The 15147-nt window shown below is 59.3% G+C and carries 10 protein-coding genes; 5 read left to right on the top strand and 5 right to left on the bottom strand.

The annotated features are described in order from the left end of the window. The first annotated feature begins 65 nt into the window (after positions 1-65). Both RDV48_19195 and RDV48_19190 read left to right on the top strand, forming a co-directional pair. Positions 66-674, top strand: a complete 609-nt coding sequence (locus tag RDV48_19195) for a histidine phosphatase family protein (protein ID MDQ7824934.1) — start codon at positions 66-68, stop codon at positions 672-674. After that, complete coding sequence (locus RDV48_19190) at positions 671-2113, top strand: radical SAM protein (protein ID MDQ7824933.1); 1443 nt, start codon at positions 671-673, stop codon at positions 2111-2113. The genes RDV48_19195 and RDV48_19190 overlap by 4 nt, the downstream gene beginning before the upstream one ends. Here the strand turns inward: RDV48_19190 and RDV48_19185 are convergent. Beyond that, entirely contained in the window at positions 2034-3278 is a 1245-nt protein-coding gene (locus RDV48_19185; protein ID MDQ7824932.1) for a glycosyltransferase, read from the bottom strand. The two genes, RDV48_19190 and RDV48_19185, sit on opposite strands and share 80 nt — an antisense overlap. 99 nt (positions 3279-3377) lie before the next feature. On the opposite strand from RDV48_19185, the gene RDV48_19180 reads away from it, so the two are divergent. Both RDV48_19180 and RDV48_19175 read left to right on the top strand, forming a co-directional pair. After that, positions 3378-4643 carry an MFS transporter gene (locus RDV48_19180; GenBank protein MDQ7824931.1) on the top strand — a complete coding sequence of 422 codons (1266 nt, stop codon included), beginning with the start codon at positions 3378-3380 and terminating at the stop codon, positions 4641-4643. A 163-nt stretch (positions 4644-4806) separates the two neighbouring features. After that, entirely contained in the window at positions 4807-6129 is a 1323-nt protein-coding gene (locus RDV48_19175; GenBank protein ID MDQ7824930.1) for a nucleobase:cation symporter-2 family protein, read from the top strand. A gap of 29 nt (positions 6130-6158) precedes the next feature. On the opposite strand, the gene RDV48_19170 is transcribed toward RDV48_19175, so the two are convergent. From RDV48_19170 to RDV48_19155, 4 genes are all read right to left on the bottom strand, one after another. Further along, positions 6159-9935, bottom strand: coding sequence for a serine/threonine-protein kinase (locus RDV48_19170; GenBank protein MDQ7824929.1), 3777 nt, complete (start codon positions 9933-9935; stop codon positions 6159-6161). Positions 9936-9986: 51 nt separating this feature from the next. Next, positions 9987-11933 carry an ankyrin repeat domain-containing protein gene (locus RDV48_19165; GenBank protein ID MDQ7824928.1) on the bottom strand — a complete coding sequence of 649 codons (1947 nt, stop codon included), beginning with the start codon at positions 11931-11933 and terminating at the stop codon, positions 9987-9989. 235 nt (positions 11934-12168) lie between these two features. Next, positions 12169-13212 carry a radical SAM protein gene (locus tag RDV48_19160; GenBank protein MDQ7824927.1) on the bottom strand — a complete coding sequence of 348 codons (1044 nt, stop codon included), beginning with the start codon at positions 13210-13212 and terminating at the stop codon, positions 12169-12171. Between the two features lie 88 nt (positions 13213-13300). Beyond that, on the bottom strand, positions 13301-13573 hold the full coding sequence (locus RDV48_19155) for a hypothetical protein (protein ID MDQ7824926.1): 273 nt from the start codon (positions 13571-13573) through the stop codon (positions 13301-13303). 180 nt (positions 13574-13753) lie between these two features. Here RDV48_19155 and RDV48_19150 point away from each other — a divergent pair, with 180 nt between their 5' ends. Then, positions 13754-15142, top strand: a complete 1389-nt coding sequence (locus RDV48_19150; protein ID MDQ7824925.1) for a YfcC family protein — start codon at positions 13754-13756, stop codon at positions 15140-15142. Positions 15143-15147: the final 5 nt, after the last annotated feature.

The following is a 15147-nucleotide window of genomic DNA, read 5'->3' as shown; positions in this document are numbered from 1 at the left end:
ATACTTGTTCCAGTGAAAATCCATAGTGCCGGAGCATGGTGCTGCCGGGAGAAGGAGCCTGAGGGATGTCAGCCCTTTATATCGCAAGGCATCAGGAGACAGAGGCCAACCGTGAAGAGCTTGTGCTGGGGGCTTCAGACTCGCCTCTCACTGATGAAGGCCGCAAAGGGGCGCTGCAGCTTTCCAGAATGCTCAGGGGCAGGGGAATTGCCCTCATCATCTCATCTCCCCTCAGAAGGGCCGAGGCAACTGCCAGGGTTATTGCGGAGATCTGCGGTGCCCCTTTCAGCATTGATGGAGACTATGGCGAGCTTTCATGCGGCTCATGGGAGGGACGCCCCCGCAGAGAGATACTCCCCGCGGGAGGGCCCCTCAGGAGTGCCTGGGCTGATGCGCCTCCCGGCGGCGAGAGTTTTGAAGATGCGGCAGGGCGGATCGCAAGAGTGCTGGAGAGAGCACTCTTTTACAGGAAAAGGCATACGGTGCTCATGGTGGGCCATGGCGCGGCGAACCAGCTTCTGCTGGCGCTCTTTATGGGACTGGACCGCGATCCTCACCGCTTTCCCCTGCAGCCCTCCAGCCTCGTGTATTTTTTTGAGGGATTCTCTCCGTTGAAAGCAAAGTGGCTTGATGCCGGCGGCGCTTCGGGAGAAGGGCTGGTGGTGCCTCAATGAAGAATCGCAAGGTGCTCCTGATAGAGCCGCCTTTTTACCGCCTGCACAGCGAGCATTACGGCCTCTGGGCCCTTCCCCTCTGGATGGGATACCTTGCAGGGGCCGTCACCAGGAAGGCCCGGTGGGAATGCCGTCTTTTCAATGCCGATTATGTGAAGGACCGGCGCAGCTTTGACGTGGAGCACCTCACGGGGGAGGGATTTTCCCGCTACGTGAGGCTGCTTGGCGACATGAGCGCTCCACAATGGGATGAGATAAGGGAGCTGATTGCCAGGGAAAAGCCAGGCATTGTCGGCGTATCGGTGAAGTCGCCTTCCCTTGCCTCTGCAAAGGCCGTGGCGCGGTCCGTGAAGGCCGTCGGCAAGGCCATTGTCACCGTGGCGGGGGGACCCCATGCCACAGCGGCGCCCGGCGAACTTCTCGGTGACGGCCTCTTTGACTTCTGTATCGCCGGCGAGGGGGAGAAGGCTTTTGTCTCGCTGCTTGAGGCCCTGGGCTCAGGGGAAAGCGCCGCCTCCCTCAAATCCGTGGTGGCCATCCATGATGGCTCTCTTCATGCCTCCCCGCGGGAAGCCATTGAAGAAGACCTCGATGCTCTTGGCTTTCCTCACGAGGCGCTTGAAGAGACACTGCTTGGATATCAGCATTATGGCGCTGATGCCTTCAGCCATCTCATGGCTTCCAGGGGGTGCCCCCGCCGCTGTTTTTTCTGCGGCTCCCGGCAGGTCTGGGGCACCAGGGTGAGGTGCCGGTCGCCGCGCCATGTAGTGAGCGAGCTGCGGGCGCTGAAGGCACTGGGCATCCGGCATTTTCACTTTGATGATGACACTTTCGGCGTAAGCCCGCGATACCTCAAGGATCTCTGCAGTGCCATCAATGAAGGCCTTCCCGGCATTTCATGGGGATGCGAGACCCACGTGAGCCTCGTGGACAAGGAGAATCTCGTGGCTATGAAAAAGGCGGGCTGCACCGTCATCCAGATCGGGATAGAATCGGGAAGCGACACCATGCTTCGCGGGATGAACAAGGGATTTACGGCGGAAGAGGCCCTCAGGGCCTGCGGCCTCATAAGGGATATGGGCATAAGGCTTGAGGCCTTTTTCATGGCGGGCCTTCCCGGCGAGACAGAGGAGATGCTTGGTGAGACCATCAGCATGGTGAGAAGCCTTGAATGCGACAAGGTCATCTACAGCATCTTCACTCCTTACAGGGGCACCGAAGCCTACAATTACTGCAGGGAAAAAGGGCTTATAGGCGACAGGTACGATCCCTCCCTCCACAGCCACCAGAGCCCCCTGAACTGCTTCAGCGGCTCCATGACCCTGGAGAGATTCAGGGAGCGCGCCCGGGAGCTTGAATCTATCGTAGCTGAGAAGAACAGATATGGGGCTTACGTGAAAGCCAGCCCTCCAGATCCTTCACCATCTGCTCCCCGATGAGGAACCGGTCAAAAGCGGCGCGCGAAGCGCTTTTATCCCTGGCGAGGAGCTCCCTGATGAGAGGTGAGGCGTCTGCCTCCAGGAAGCGCTTTGCATCGATGACTGCAAGCTGCCCGCCGGTAAGAGCCGCCGCTCTCCTTTCCTGCTCCCCGCTCGGGTGGTGCTCGGGGATGATGAGGGCCCGCGCCCCTGTCATGAGGACCTCCGTGACGGTGTTGTAGCCTGCACGGCAGATGTAGAGGTCCGAGAGACTGATAAGATCGACAAGGTTTGCCGTGAAGGGGATGAGCCTTGCCTTCAGGCCATGGCTGCTTCGCAGGCTCCCGAGGGTCTCACCGTCAAGGTAAGGGTCAAGTATTATTATCACCTGGTGGCTCCTCGGCAGACCCAGGCTTTCAATGGCCTCCATAAGGTGTGCCGCCATTGCGCCAATATCGCCATGCCTCCCGAGGCTCGCCACGATAACGGGGCGCCCGTCCAGGCAGAAGCGCCGGCGGACCTCTTCCCCCTTCATAAGCTCACCGGGATTCGCGGTGCAGATTTTTCCCACGTAGTTGATCTGCTTTTCCAGGGCGGGATCGTCCCCGTAGAACTCCCTGTTGACGTCAACGGTGCCGCGCTCCTCGAAGACATAGATAAAGTCAAAAACACCGGCCGCATCCATGCACTTTCCCTCCCGGTCCTGAAAGGAGGGCACGGTAAGCCGCGGGGTCCCCGCCACGATACCCCTGGAAAGGTGCACGAGGGCGAAATCCTCAGGTGATCCGCGGCGCCGGTCTTTCTCCATGACCAGAGGGAGGGCCTCGCCAAGAAGGCCTCCCATGGTGTGCTCTATGAAAACTGCCTGGGGCTTGAAAAAATTGAAGCCCTCCAGAATGATCTTTTTGCGGTATTCCACGAGATCAGCGGTATTCATCGACTTGAGGTAGCGTGGCGAAAAATGCTGGCCCGGGACGCTGATATCGGTCTTGAGGGCCGGGAGCTTGATGACCTCGATGCCTTCACGGAAGAAAATGTGGGGTACCGAGGTCCCCGAGATGACGAGAAAGTCCACGTCAGGCCTGGAGCGCCTCATGCCGGTTATGATGGCAAGGCTCCTGAAGGCATGGCCCAGGCCAATGGCGTTATGGGAATAGAGCAGAACCCGCGTAAGATGTTCTTGCATGTGAGAAGGCTCCCCCCTTGTGGCCGTATTATAGCGCAAAGTGAAAGATCGGTCAAATGTGAAATAGGAGTCTGTCCCCATTGAGCGAATAGATGCACAATGACCGTCTCATTGATGCAGTGGCTCCGCTTTCTGTTCAGGTCACTCCGCCACAGGGAGTGCCGCCTTTTTTTCATCGGCCAGTGCGGCGCCCTCGTGGGGGGATGGATGCAGACCCTCGCGATGAACTGGCTCGTCTTCAAGATAGCGGGCTCGGCATCAATGCTCGGCTTTGTATACCTTGTCAACCAGGGCGCCACTTTCCTTGTGGCACCCCTGGCAGGCGTTTACCTCGACCGCCTGGACCGCCGGAAGGTGTACCGCATCACCCAGGGCCTCACCATGATGCTGAATATTTTCTCGGGAATCCTGGTCTTCACGGGATCGATGACCCTGCCCCATGTCTTTATCATCAACCTCATCATGGGCCTGGTGAGCGGCGTTGACATGCCGGCAGGCCAGACCATGCTCTCTGACGTGACGGGGAGAAAAGAGGATCTCGGCAATGTCATCGCTCTCAACGGCGCCCTGATAAACGGCGCCAAAATCGTGGGCCCCCTCGTTGCCGGCGTGGTCGTTGATGATTTCGGCCTCTCCGCCTGTTTCATCCTGAGCGGTCTCTGCTATGTCACGATGCTAATCGCCCTCTCGCTTTTCACTGTGAAGCCGGCAGGCGCCGAGGCAAAAAGAGGAGACTTCCTGAAGGATTTCAGGGAGGGCTTTCGCTATGTATGCACATCACCGGCCATTATGGCAACGCTCGCTCTCTACTTTCTTCTCTGCGTTATGAACAGGCCAATGCTCATACTGCGCCCTGCTTTTGTGGGCGGCGTCTTCTCCAGGGGCGCCGAGGGCTATGGACTGCTTATGGCGGCCATGGGAGCAGGCTCACTGTGTGGCGCCCTTTATATGGCTGCGATGAAAGACTCGCGGGGTATGGGGAAGGTCCTCGTGGTGTCTGCGTGTCTGCTGGGTCTTGGCCAGATCGGGTTTTCCCTTGCCGCGGCAGCTGTCGTGATGTTCTTCTGTGAGCTTGTCATTGGCATCGGTATGAGGGCCCAGATGGTGGCATCCAACACTTACCTCCAGGAGGTGGTGGACGAGGGAAAGCGCGGCCGCGTCATGAGCTTCTTCTCGACTACTTTTGTCGCAGCCTCTCTTATCGGTGATGTCATCGCCGCAGAGGGACCTGCCCTTTTGACCCTCAAGGGGACTCTTATGTGGAGCGGCGTGCTGTGCATCGCCGGCGGCCTGCTCTTTCTCCCCTGGCTCCCGCTTCTCAGGAAAACAACAGAGGCCCATATGGGGAAGCAAAAGGCGGTATAATCCCCAACCACTTTGTGAGGCTTTTATAGAGCCTCTCACCGCGGGGAATCTGTCCTGCCTTTTCGTGCAGGCACAATGCACTGCCTTGTCGTATATTTATTCACAGCCAGGTGAGTATTTCCCAGTCGGAGAGGATAATGAGGCATAGCAGGCTTTCGGAGGCATGATGGCTGCCTTGCGGAACTGCCGTCCCGTCGATGAAGTGCTGCCGCCCGGCAGAATGTCCGTGCTGGGCTTCCAGCATGTGCTTGCCATGTACGCCGGCGCCGTGGCAGTGCCGCTCATCCTGGGCTCAACGCTCAGCCTGACGAAGCAGCAGGTGGCTATGCTCATCAATGCGGATCTTTTCACCTGCGGAATCGCCACGCTGCTGCAGACTCTCGGGCTGACAAGGTTCATAGGCATAAGGCTTCCGGTGCTGCTGGGCGTGAGCTTCGCTTCGCTCTCCACCATGATCACCGTGGGAAAAACGCTGGGGATGCCTTATGTATACGGCTCCATTCTTGTCTCCGGGCTTTTCGTGCTGCTCTTTGCGAAGTTCCTGAGCAGGCTCCGCCCCCTTTTCCCCCCGCTCGTAGTCGGGACGGTGCTGGTCATAATAGGCGCAAGCCTCATGCAGGTGGGCTTCCGGTGGGCCGCGGGAGGTGCCGACTCTCCGGACTTCGGCGCCCCGGTGCATTTTATCACGGCCATATCGGTCCTCCTGGTCATCATCCTTATCACCCGCTTCGGGAAGGGATTTTTCACCTCAATTGCCGTCCTCACGGCGATGATTGGCGGCACGGCCTGCTGGTTCTTCATGGGGAGAATCAGCCTGGCAGGAATTGACGCCGAGCCCTGGGTGGCCTTCATCAGGCCTTTCTGGTTCGGCATGCCCCGCTTTGACCTCATAGCCATCGCCAACATGATCCTCGTGGCATGTGTCAATGTCGTGGAATCAATGGGTGTGTTCATCTCGGCGGGCTCTATATGTGACGTCCCCGTTGAAGAAAAGGAGATCGCCGCGGGCCTCAGGTCGGAAGGGCTTGCCGTCATCCTGGGAAGCTGCCTTAACTCCTTTCCCTATGTCACCTTTGGCCAGAACCTGGGGCTTCTTTCCCTCACGAGGGTAAAAAGCCGCTTCGTCGTGGCGCTGGCGGGAGCTTTCCTGGTTATCCTGGGGCTCTTCCCGAAGATCGGCTTCCTTGTGGCGTCTATTCCCGAAGCCGTGCTGGGCGGCGCCGCCCTGGTGATGTTCGGCATGGTGATAGCCGCGGGCCTCAATATCCTGAAGGAAGTTGATTTCTCCGCCCTGGAGAACCAGTTCACGGCCGCCGTCGCCTTTGGCGTAGGCCTTGGAGTATCCCTTACCCCCCAGGCATTTTCCAGGCTCCCGGAAGCCCTGCAGCTCATATTCTCAAACGGAATAGTGGTGGGAACTCTGACGGCCGTGCTGCTCTGCTGCCTCTTCAGCGGTAAAAAAGAAAAACCCGGGACCGCTCCCTAGCTTCGAAAACCCGGGAAAGCTCCCCTGGCCTACCAGCACGTCATCTCTTCACCGGTGTTCTGGACCAGCGGAATTGCCTTTCCCGCGACGCTCATTTCCCGGAGCTTTTCTGCAAGCTCTTCGGCGGTGACTCCTCCAAGGCCCGCGAGGTCCAGAGCTTCCATGAGGCTCTTGAATTGCGGCGTACCGGGTCCGGTGAGCCCATGCTCCGCGAGGTAGAGCTCAAGAAAAGGCCGCGCGCCCTCGTCCCATGGTGAGGATCCGCAGGCATCAAGCGCCCAGTCAAGATGGAAAACCCTGAAGCCCCTCTTGTCCCACACAAGAGCCCTGTCTCCCCGGGCTGAGACGGCCACCCCCGGATGACCCATGCGGAAGTCTTCGGAGCGCCCGCCGCCGATGCTTTTCAGGCACCGGCCGCTTTTCGTGTCCCATACCTGGAAGGACCCGTCGAGGCTCACCGACACGGCAGCCCTGCCGTCTGAAGTGAAGTCCATTGACGTGATGCCGGGCTGCTGCCCTTCAAGGCGGTGCACGATGCCCCCTGTTTTCACATTCCACAGCAGGGCCGTGCCGCCAGCGTCAAGCGCCGCAGAGAAGAGGCCATCCCTGGAGAATGCAAGGATCTCCCCGAGGCCCATGATGGTGTGGACAGGCACATCATGCTCCACGTCGATAAAATAGGTGTAAGAGACGCCGCCCTGCTTCATGACGGCGAGGGCCATCCTGCCGCAGGGAGAGATAGAGAGGTCCTCGGGGAGGGCGCATTCCACTTCTCCTGCTTTCAGGCCTGTTAGGAGATCGTAAATGGCAAGCCTGCCGTCATGGCAGAGGACTGCCCTCATACCGTCAACGGAAAATGCTGCCTTTACCTGGCCTGCCCTGATTTTCGCGGCGCCGCCCAGCGCTCCCAGGGGCCTGAGGACCTGGCCCTTCGCAATATCCCAGAGATAGACCGGATTGTCCTTCTCCGCGGTCTCAATGACACCACCGTAAGGATCATATTTCCCCATTATCACCAGGGCCTTCGCCCCGCCGGGATCGATACCGATCGATACGGCGGGATCCTTTCTCTTCACCGCCTCTTTCATTGTCGAAAGATCCCATATGGCTGTCTCCAGGAAGCCCATGAAGACGGCAAAGCTCCCCTTGCGCGTGAGAGCCCCCCGGTGGAGGAGATGGAGGGGAGTTGTCACGGCGCCTTCCTCCCAGCAGTCATTGAGAGCGCCGCGCCTGCAAAGCCGGGAAAGCCTGGTCCAGAATTGCAGGACCTCGGGGAGGCGCCCGCATCCCTCGATGGCTTTCGCCCTCTCATAGGCCTCCACTGCCGCAGTGATGGCGCCCTGCTCAAGGGCTGCCGAGATTGATGAAAGCTGTTTTTTTAGCTCCTTTTCCGCCTTGACGGCCTCCTCGCTCCCGCCGGGGGAAGCCACGAGGAAGGAAGCCCCGGGGAAACGGGGGTCCTGGGGATACCGCCACAGGGTAAGGGAGGTCTCCGTAGAGGCAAGGGCAAAGTACGAGCGGGGCGCCAGCGTGATCCCCCCCGCGACGGACTTGAGCTCGAGGGTTCTGAGGCACTGGAGGGTCTCCATGTCCAGAACCATGAGTTCCGAGCCGCGGTGGTCAAAGGCAAGGCGCAGGCAGTGGGTGGCCACAAGCTCCCGGGATGAGAGGGAGCCTTTCAAGGTCCTGATGCACCGGCTGCCGAGGACATCCCAGAGCCTGAAAAAACCATCCTGATAGGTGAGGGCCAGTGTGCCGGCGCTGGAAATGGCCACGCGGGCGCCGGAAAACTCCCTGGCCAAACCCCCTGATTTGGTATCCCAGACCCTCACCACATTGAAAGCCGAAGAGAAGAGAGGGTTTCCCTCGACGGCGAGGGCAAGGTTCCCCGCGGCATCCGTCGCTTCGTGAAGGGAGTGGATGATTTTTCCCTTTTCAAGGTCCCATATGGTGAGGCACCCACTGCTCTTGAGGTTGCCCATCGTCCGGGTCGCCGCTATGCGCCCGTCATTTGACACCGCGAGGTCATAGATTCCCATGGTTCTGTCTTTCAGAGTCTTCAAGGGTGATCCTGTCTTCGCATCAAGCATGAGAAGCGATCCATCATAGACGGCCGCCACGAGGACCTTCCCGTCACCGGTAAACTCAAGGCCCGGGAAGTAGAAGGGAAAGAACTCACCTTCCGGCTGCACCACAGGGGCCCTGTTTCCCCTGCTCCAGAGGAGGCTCCCCGTGGCGGTGTCCCAGGCACGGATCTCATTTAGCTCCAGGTGGCATGCTGCCGCTATGGTGCCCTGGGGGGAGAGGGCAATCTTTCCCAGGGGGAAAGCACCCCCGCACTCGATGGTCCTCACGGGGCGGTAACCTTCGCGCACTTCTTTCCGCGCATCCTGGATGAGTGCAAGCTCATCGGCAGGGGCGCCCTTCTCCGCGGCGTTGAAATCAGCAAGGGCGGCCTCATCATCGCCGCGCTCCCTGTTGATGAGGCCCCTCATGAAAGCCTTTTCCCTCACCATAGTGGTGCTCACTGCATCAAGCTTCTCCAGCAGCGCCCTGTCGGTAATCCTGCCGATATACCAGCAGAGAAGGCTATGGTTATAGACGGCATGGAGGTTGCCCGGATCAAGGGCCAGGGCTTCACCAAGGACGCCGAGGGCTTCACTGCCTCTTCCCAGGTCGATGAGCGAGATGCCGCGGTTGCTCAGCGTGCCGGCAAGGAGCCTCACCGCCTTGATGTCTTCTTCAGGGTATTCTTCGCCGGTCAAGTCCCGGTATATCGCGAGGAGCTCGCCGCGGGCCTCGCTGCAGCTCTGAAAGCGGTCCCGGGGATTTTTGGCGAGGCATTTCAGCATGAAGGCCCCAAGACGCGGAGGGATGTCCTTCCTCAGCGTCGCGGGATCGGGAGGCGCCACGCCGATGTGCCGGGCCCGCACGAGCTCCATGGCCTCGGTGCCGCTGTCGAAGGGCCTCGCGCCGCAGCATATTTCAAAGAGCATCACGCCGAAGGCGTATATGTCGCTCCAGGGCCCTATTGCGCCGTACTGCCTGGACCACTGCTCGGGAGGCATGTAGGAGGGGGTGCCGATGGAGCCCCCGTCATCGCCATGTGAGCCGCCCTGTGCGCCTGTGCTGCCTGAAGCGGCGGCACCGCCCGAAGCACCGGCTGCCGAGAGCCCTGAGGCGATGCCGAAATCGCCCACCTTGAGGCCCGGCCTCTCTCCCTCTGCGACCAGGCAGTTCTCAGGCTTTATGTCGCGGTGAAGAAGGCCCTTCATATGGGCATAGGCGAGGCCCGAGAGGCACTGGAGGGCAAGATCGATGATAAGCCTGAATTCATAGACCTTTTCCTGTTTCATCCAGTCCCTGAGGGTCCCGCCAGCCACGAACTCGCTGAAGATCCGGGGGAGGCCTCCCAGGAGCCTCACGTAGAAGCAGCTCACCACGTGGGGGTGGAGCCCCAGGTTGACCCAGCCCTCGCATTCTCTAAGAAAAAGCTCCAGGTGCCCGGGGCTCCCGATTAACTCGGGCCTCAGGGACTTCACCGCCATGTCCCTGTTCCAGAGGCGGTGCCGCACCCTGTGGACGGTGCCGAAGGCGCCCTGCCCCAGCACTGCCATGACTTCATAGAGGCCGAGGATCAGGTCGCCAGGCTGCCAGTTGGCCGGGACCCGGCCTTCGGCGGCGGCCAGGTCCTCTTCCGGTATGTCACCCCTGTAGGAGAGGGATGGCCCGGAGCCGTCGGGGCCTGTCTGCCCTCTCCCCGTTGAAAGGGTCGGGTTTTCCGAAGACGAATCAGTTGTTGCCATAGGGTCTGTCCTTGATAACCGTGATGACTCACCGGTGGGGATTTCCTTGCCTCAGTGATAGGCGAGGGCGTCAATGTTGAAGTAGACTGTCTCCCGGCCCGCCTGGGTCTGCACCTCGAAGACATCATAGGAGCTCGCGGCGTCCTCTATTTTCTGCCTCCCTACCAGGGAAAGGCCCTCGATGTTCTCGAGCACGGCGTATTCCTCCTTGATGGAGATGACCTGGTACGCCGTCTCCTTGCTTCTCCCGTCACCTGAGGCCTGGAGGGAGTTGAGAAGCCCTTTGTAGACATAGGCGTGAAACTGCTGCATCTGGGCGTTGCCTGTCTTGTTGTGAGCAAAGGCACTCCAGAAGTGGGAGTTGATTTCCACGGGGTTGTATGAGAAAATATGGCGGGTGAGCTCCAGCAGCTTATTCCACTGCCCCTGGTTCCCCAGGGCGTCCACCATCTTGGTGTCTTCAAGCCTCTGCATGTCGTAGGGGGAGTAAAGCGATGACCGGGAGTAAGCCTTGCGCAGAAGGGTGAAGTCCACCGTAGGATCGCTCTTGCGGACTTTCCCGAGGAGCTCTTTCAAAAGGCTGTCGTAGTCGGTGGTATCCTTCTCCCTCTCAAGGCGGCGCATCTCCTTCTTCTCTTTTTCCCACGTGACATAGCGCGCAAGCTCCTCGGCCTCGGAAGCTGCCGCGGCGGGCTGCTGCCCTGCCGCAGCCCCTGGATTGATGTACTTCTGGAAGCCCTTGGGAGGTGCTCCCGCGGGAGCCTCCTGGGTTGCCTGGGGTTTATACCCCGGCGCCGGCTGGGCCGCAGGCTTGTAGCCCGGCGGGCTCTGCGGGGCTGGCTTATAACCAGGCGCTGCCTGGGGTCCCCCCGGCTGTGCGCCCTGCTTTTTGCCGCCCGTGGGCCGCCTCGCGCCGGAGCTGAACTGCTCCACGAGGGCGGTGACATCTCTTCTCTTCCCCGACCTGACAAACTGCAGGACCGTCATGCCCTGTATTTTCGCATTGAGATCGGCGCCCCAGTCAAGGAGCACCTCCACCTGGTGTGTGTCGGCATAGGCAATCGATGAGAGGAGAGGCGTCATATGCTGCGTGGTCTCGGTGTTCACGTTGGCGCCCGCCTCCAGCAGCATCTCCGCGATGGCGCCGCTTTTCGAGATATGGAGGGGCGTTATCATTTCATTGGTCTGCGCGTTCACATCGGCGCCCCGGGAGATGAGAAAGGCCACCATGTCTCTCAGGTCTTTGTACACGGCGAAGTGGAGGGGCGTTTTCCATTCGGCGGGCTCCTTCACATTGATCGGGGCGCCCTTGTCCAGCAGGAGCTTTGCGATGTCCATGTAGCCGTAGCAGGCCGCGTGGTGGAGGGCTACGAGGCCGTCGTCATAAGCCACGTCAAGGGGCATCCCCCTGGCGATGAGCGTCTCGATCACGGCCTTGCTGCCACCCTCGGCTGCGGCGAGAAAGAGCTGCTTGATGGCATTATTCTTCACATCGGCATCGGACCCCATTGAGAGCAGGAGCTCGGCCGTCGGTATATCCTTGTAGACTGCCGCCAGCTCGAGCACGTTCACATTCTGATCGGTGACTGCATTGATATCAGCCCCTTTTTCAACGAGGAGCTTTATCACCTCAGGTTTTTTTGATGCCACGGCCCCAAACAATGCCGACATGCCGACTTTTCCCTTGATGTTGATGTCAGCGCCCATGGAGAGAAGAAAATCAGTGGCCTCCAGGTACCCGTTCCTTGCAGTGAGGAACAGGGCAGTGTTTCCGGTCTTCCCGGTGTCGAGTTCGTTGATCCGGGCTCCTTTTTTCAGCAGGAGCTCCAGCAGAACCACGTTGCCCTCAAGGGCGGCAAGGTGAAGGGGGGTGAGGCCTTCCTTGTTTTTTTCGTTGACGATCCGGGGATCTTTCGCAAGGATCTCTGTCACCTTGCCGATGTCGCTTTTCGTGACAGCGTCATGCAGGGCGCCGCTTCCCTTGAAAAGACTTCCCATGTGCCACCTCTTTCTCTTGTTCCAGTATACCCTGCCTCCAGAAAATGGTCAGGCCGTAAGAAAGTGAAGGACTGGGAGTCCGGAAGGTGCAGGATTTTCCAGGAAAATGGGCCCGCGCTCGGGAGGCATCGTTCCTGAAAAGGCATGAGAGGGAGCTCTTTTCAGTCCTGTTATAAAGATTTTTCCTGCCCTGGGAATGTTCCTTCATGAGGCAGCCCGCGAGCAGATTCTCCCCTCAGCGCTTTGCCAGCGCCGGCAGCTCCCGTGCCGCCTGGACCAGAAAAGGCTCTTCCCTCATGAGGTCGCCGTAGCAGACCTGCGCCGAGGCCTTGCAGCTTCCCCTGCAGGTCTCTTTCAGAGAGCAGGGTGCGCAGAAGGGGGGAATGGCATCGATAAAAACTTTAAGGCGGGGGCTTTCAAGAATCTCCTTGACGGACATTTCGAGCAGGTTGCCGAGGATTACCGTGCTGTGGTTACAGGGGCGCACGTTACCGCAGGGATCTATGGTGTAATAGGCGCTGTCGGTCCCCACGGGGCAGAATCCTGATCCCACGCGGCGATACTTCTCCATGGGGAACACGCAGGGGGGCATGGGAATGGCGCAGCTCACGGGGATGCCGGTTTTTTCAGAGAGGCGCTCCGCGGAGTCCAGGGTTTTCCGCAGGCTCTCAATGGAGGGCAGGAGGCTCTCCATGATCTCCACGGCGCCGCCTCCTGGATTGAAGCGGTTGAGCATAATCCCGTCCACGCCCAGAGCGAAGGCAAGCTCGAAGGTTTTTTCGAAGTCCCCGATGTTCTTCTTTGTCGCCACGAAGACAGTGACTACTTTTCCGCCACGCTCCTTGATGTCGGCGACGGCGTTGACCACCTTGTCGAAGGAAGGGGCTCCGCTCATGCCGTTGTGGACCTCTCTCCTGTTGGAGAGCAGGGGAAGCTCAAAGATTTCAACGCCCAGGTCGATACATTTCCCAATTTTCTCGCCGGTGAGAAGAGAGCCGTTGGTGATAAGGGAAGTCCCTATGCCGAGGGAGTGGATATGGGCGAGGATGACAAAAAAATCCCTATGCAGCAGGGGCTCGCCTCCCGAGAGGGTGAGAAACTGGCACCCTGTCTCCTCCTTAAGCTTCCCGACGAGGCCTTTCCACCCTTCGGTGTCCAGCTTTTCTTCAGGGTACGGCCCGCCGAGCTTCCACACGTTGAAGCAGTGGGGGCAGGAATGGTTGCAGCGCTGGGTGAGCTCCAGGATATAGACAGGCCCTCCTGCCTTTTCTTCTTCCATAGTGCACCTGCCTGGATTGTGATGGCATGAAACAAAGAAAGGAGGGAAAGCCATGCTCTCCCTCCCTGATGGCATGCATTCTAAGACATTACTCTTCGGCTTTCAGCTTCTGTGCCATATCGACGGTGATTGAGCCGTCGTTGAGCGCGTTGTTGATGGCCTCCGTCTTATACTGCGCCAGAAGCTTGGGGTCTGCATCGCTTTTTCCCGCAAGCTTGCTGTACATGTAGCATGTGATACCGCCGGGCTTCCACCCCTTGTCCATTCCGTCCCTGGGGACCTCAGCCTCTTTCTTCGCCTCGCCTTTATCCTGCGGGGGCTGATATACATTCCCGCTTCCGCCGACTTTGCCAACGTCCATGTGATCCACCTCTTCTTTCAATATAATATTCTGTCTCTATTATGAGGGAAGATGCCCTTTTGATAAAGTTCTTTCCGGCAAGAGGTAATTTCGGGGGAGTAAGTGGTAAAAAACGGGCACTCTTGCTCTCAAGGCGCTTTTCTGATAAAATGAGGGGACCTTCCCAGGAGAATTGAGACCATGAAAAAGGCCTTCCAGATGCCCAATACCCTCGCCCTCATCTTTTATACCGTCATGCTCATGGCGGTCTGCACATGGATAATCCCCGGAGGCGAATACGACAGGATCGAGTCGCATGGGAAACAGGTGCCCGTGGCGGGGTCCTTCAGGTTCATCGAGCACGTGCCCCAGAGCATCCAGATCTTCACGGCGCCGGTGAAGGGCTTCGCCGATGCCGTGTCGATTATCGCCTTTCTTCTCATAATCGGGGGAGCTTTCGGCGTGATCCAGGAGACAGGGGCCGTGGCGGCTTTCATAAAGCAGACGGCTCTCCACCTGGGAAGGAACAGCACGCTCAGGGTCCTTTTCATCCCCGTGATAATGATGCTCTTCTCGCTTGGCGGGGCCATTTTCGGCATGTGCGAGGAGACCATGCCCTTCATCCTCATCATCGTGCCCCTGGCTCTCTCCCTGGGGTACGACTCCCTCGTGGGGACGGCCATACCCTTCCTGGGCGCCGCGGCGGGCTTCGGCGGGGCATTTTTCAATCCCTTCACCGTGGGCATTGCCCAGGGCTTTGCAGGGCTCCCCCTTTATTCAGGCCTGCCCTACAGGATTATCGTCTGGTCCGTCACGACGGCAGTCACAATAGCCTTTGTAATGTGGTACGCCGCGAGGGTCCACAGGGACCCGTCGATCTCCCCCGTCTATGACCTGGACCAGGAGAAGAGGGAAAAGCTCCATGTCCAGCAGGACGAGGGGGGAGAGGTGACGGCGCGCCACACGGCCATCCTTCTCATCTTTCTCGCGGGCATTGTGCTCCTTGTCGTAGGCATCCTGAAATTCAAATGGTTCATCGAGGAGATCGCCGCGCTTTTCTTCGCCCTGGGCATCATATGCGGCTATGCGGGTGGCCTCAGCTCCGACAGCATCGCCAAGTCGTACATGGCCGGCGCCAAGGACATGATAAATCCCGTCTTGATCATCGCATGCGCCAGGGGTATCCTGATCATTGCGCTTGATGGAAAGATCCTGGACACCATCCTTTACTACCTGGCATCTTTCATATCCCATTTCCCGCCCCTGGTGACGGCCTGGTCAATGTTCTTCGTGCAGAGCATCATAAATTTCTTTGTCCACTCGGGCACCGGGCAGGCAGCCCTCACCATCCCCATCATGGCGCCCCTGAGCGATCTTGTGGGCGTCACCAGGCAGACGGCCGTGCTGGCCTTCCAGCTCTGCGAGCTTGTGAACCCGGTCCTTCCCACTTCCGCCGTCACCATGGGAATCCTTGGGCTCGCAGGCATCCCATGGAACCGCTGGATCAAGTGGTTCCTCCCCCTCCTGGCCCTCTACGTGCTGCTGGCCATGGCGCTCCTTGTCTGGCCCGTGCTTGCCCAGTGGAACTGATTCCC

The sequence above is a fragment of the Candidatus Eremiobacterota bacterium genome, assembly GCA_031082125.1.
GTDB lineage: Bacteria > Vulcanimicrobiota > CADAWZ01 > CADAWZ01 > Ess09-12 > Ess09-12.
This window is presented reverse-complemented; position numbering and strand designations above follow the sequence as displayed.

Bases quoted from the DNA above. Each gene is read 5' to 3' on its own strand.
- RDV48_19155 (MDQ7824926.1), bottom strand. From the start codon at position 13,573: ATGGACGTTGGCAAAGTCGGCGGAAGCGGGAATGTATATCAGCCCCCG.
- RDV48_19185 (MDQ7824932.1), bottom strand. From the start codon at position 3,278: ATGCAAGAACATCTTACGCGGGTTCTGCTCTATTCCCATAACGCCATT.
- RDV48_19175 (MDQ7824930.1), top strand. From the start codon at position 4,807: ATGATGGCTGCCTTGCGGAACTGCCGTCCCGTCGATGAAGTGCTGCCG.
- RDV48_19180 (MDQ7824931.1), top strand. From the start codon at position 3,378: ATGACCGTCTCATTGATGCAGTGGCTCCGCTTTCTGTTCAGGTCACTC.
- RDV48_19165 (MDQ7824928.1), bottom strand. From the start codon at position 11,933: ATGGGAAGTCTTTTCAAGGGAAGCGGCGCCCTGCATGACGCTGTCACG.
- RDV48_19195 (MDQ7824934.1), top strand. From the start codon at position 66: ATGTCAGCCCTTTATATCGCAAGGCATCAGGAGACAGAGGCCAACCGT.
- RDV48_19150 (MDQ7824925.1), top strand. From the start codon at position 13,754: ATGAAAAAGGCCTTCCAGATGCCCAATACCCTCGCCCTCATCTTTTAT.
- RDV48_19160 (MDQ7824927.1), bottom strand. From the start codon at position 13,212: ATGGAAGAAGAAAAGGCAGGAGGGCCTGTCTATATCCTGGAGCTCACC.
- RDV48_19190 (MDQ7824933.1), top strand. From the start codon at position 671: ATGAAGAATCGCAAGGTGCTCCTGATAGAGCCGCCTTTTTACCGCCTG.
- RDV48_19170 (MDQ7824929.1), bottom strand. From the start codon at position 9,935: ATGGCAACAACTGATTCGTCTTCGGAAAACCCGACCCTTTCAACGGGG.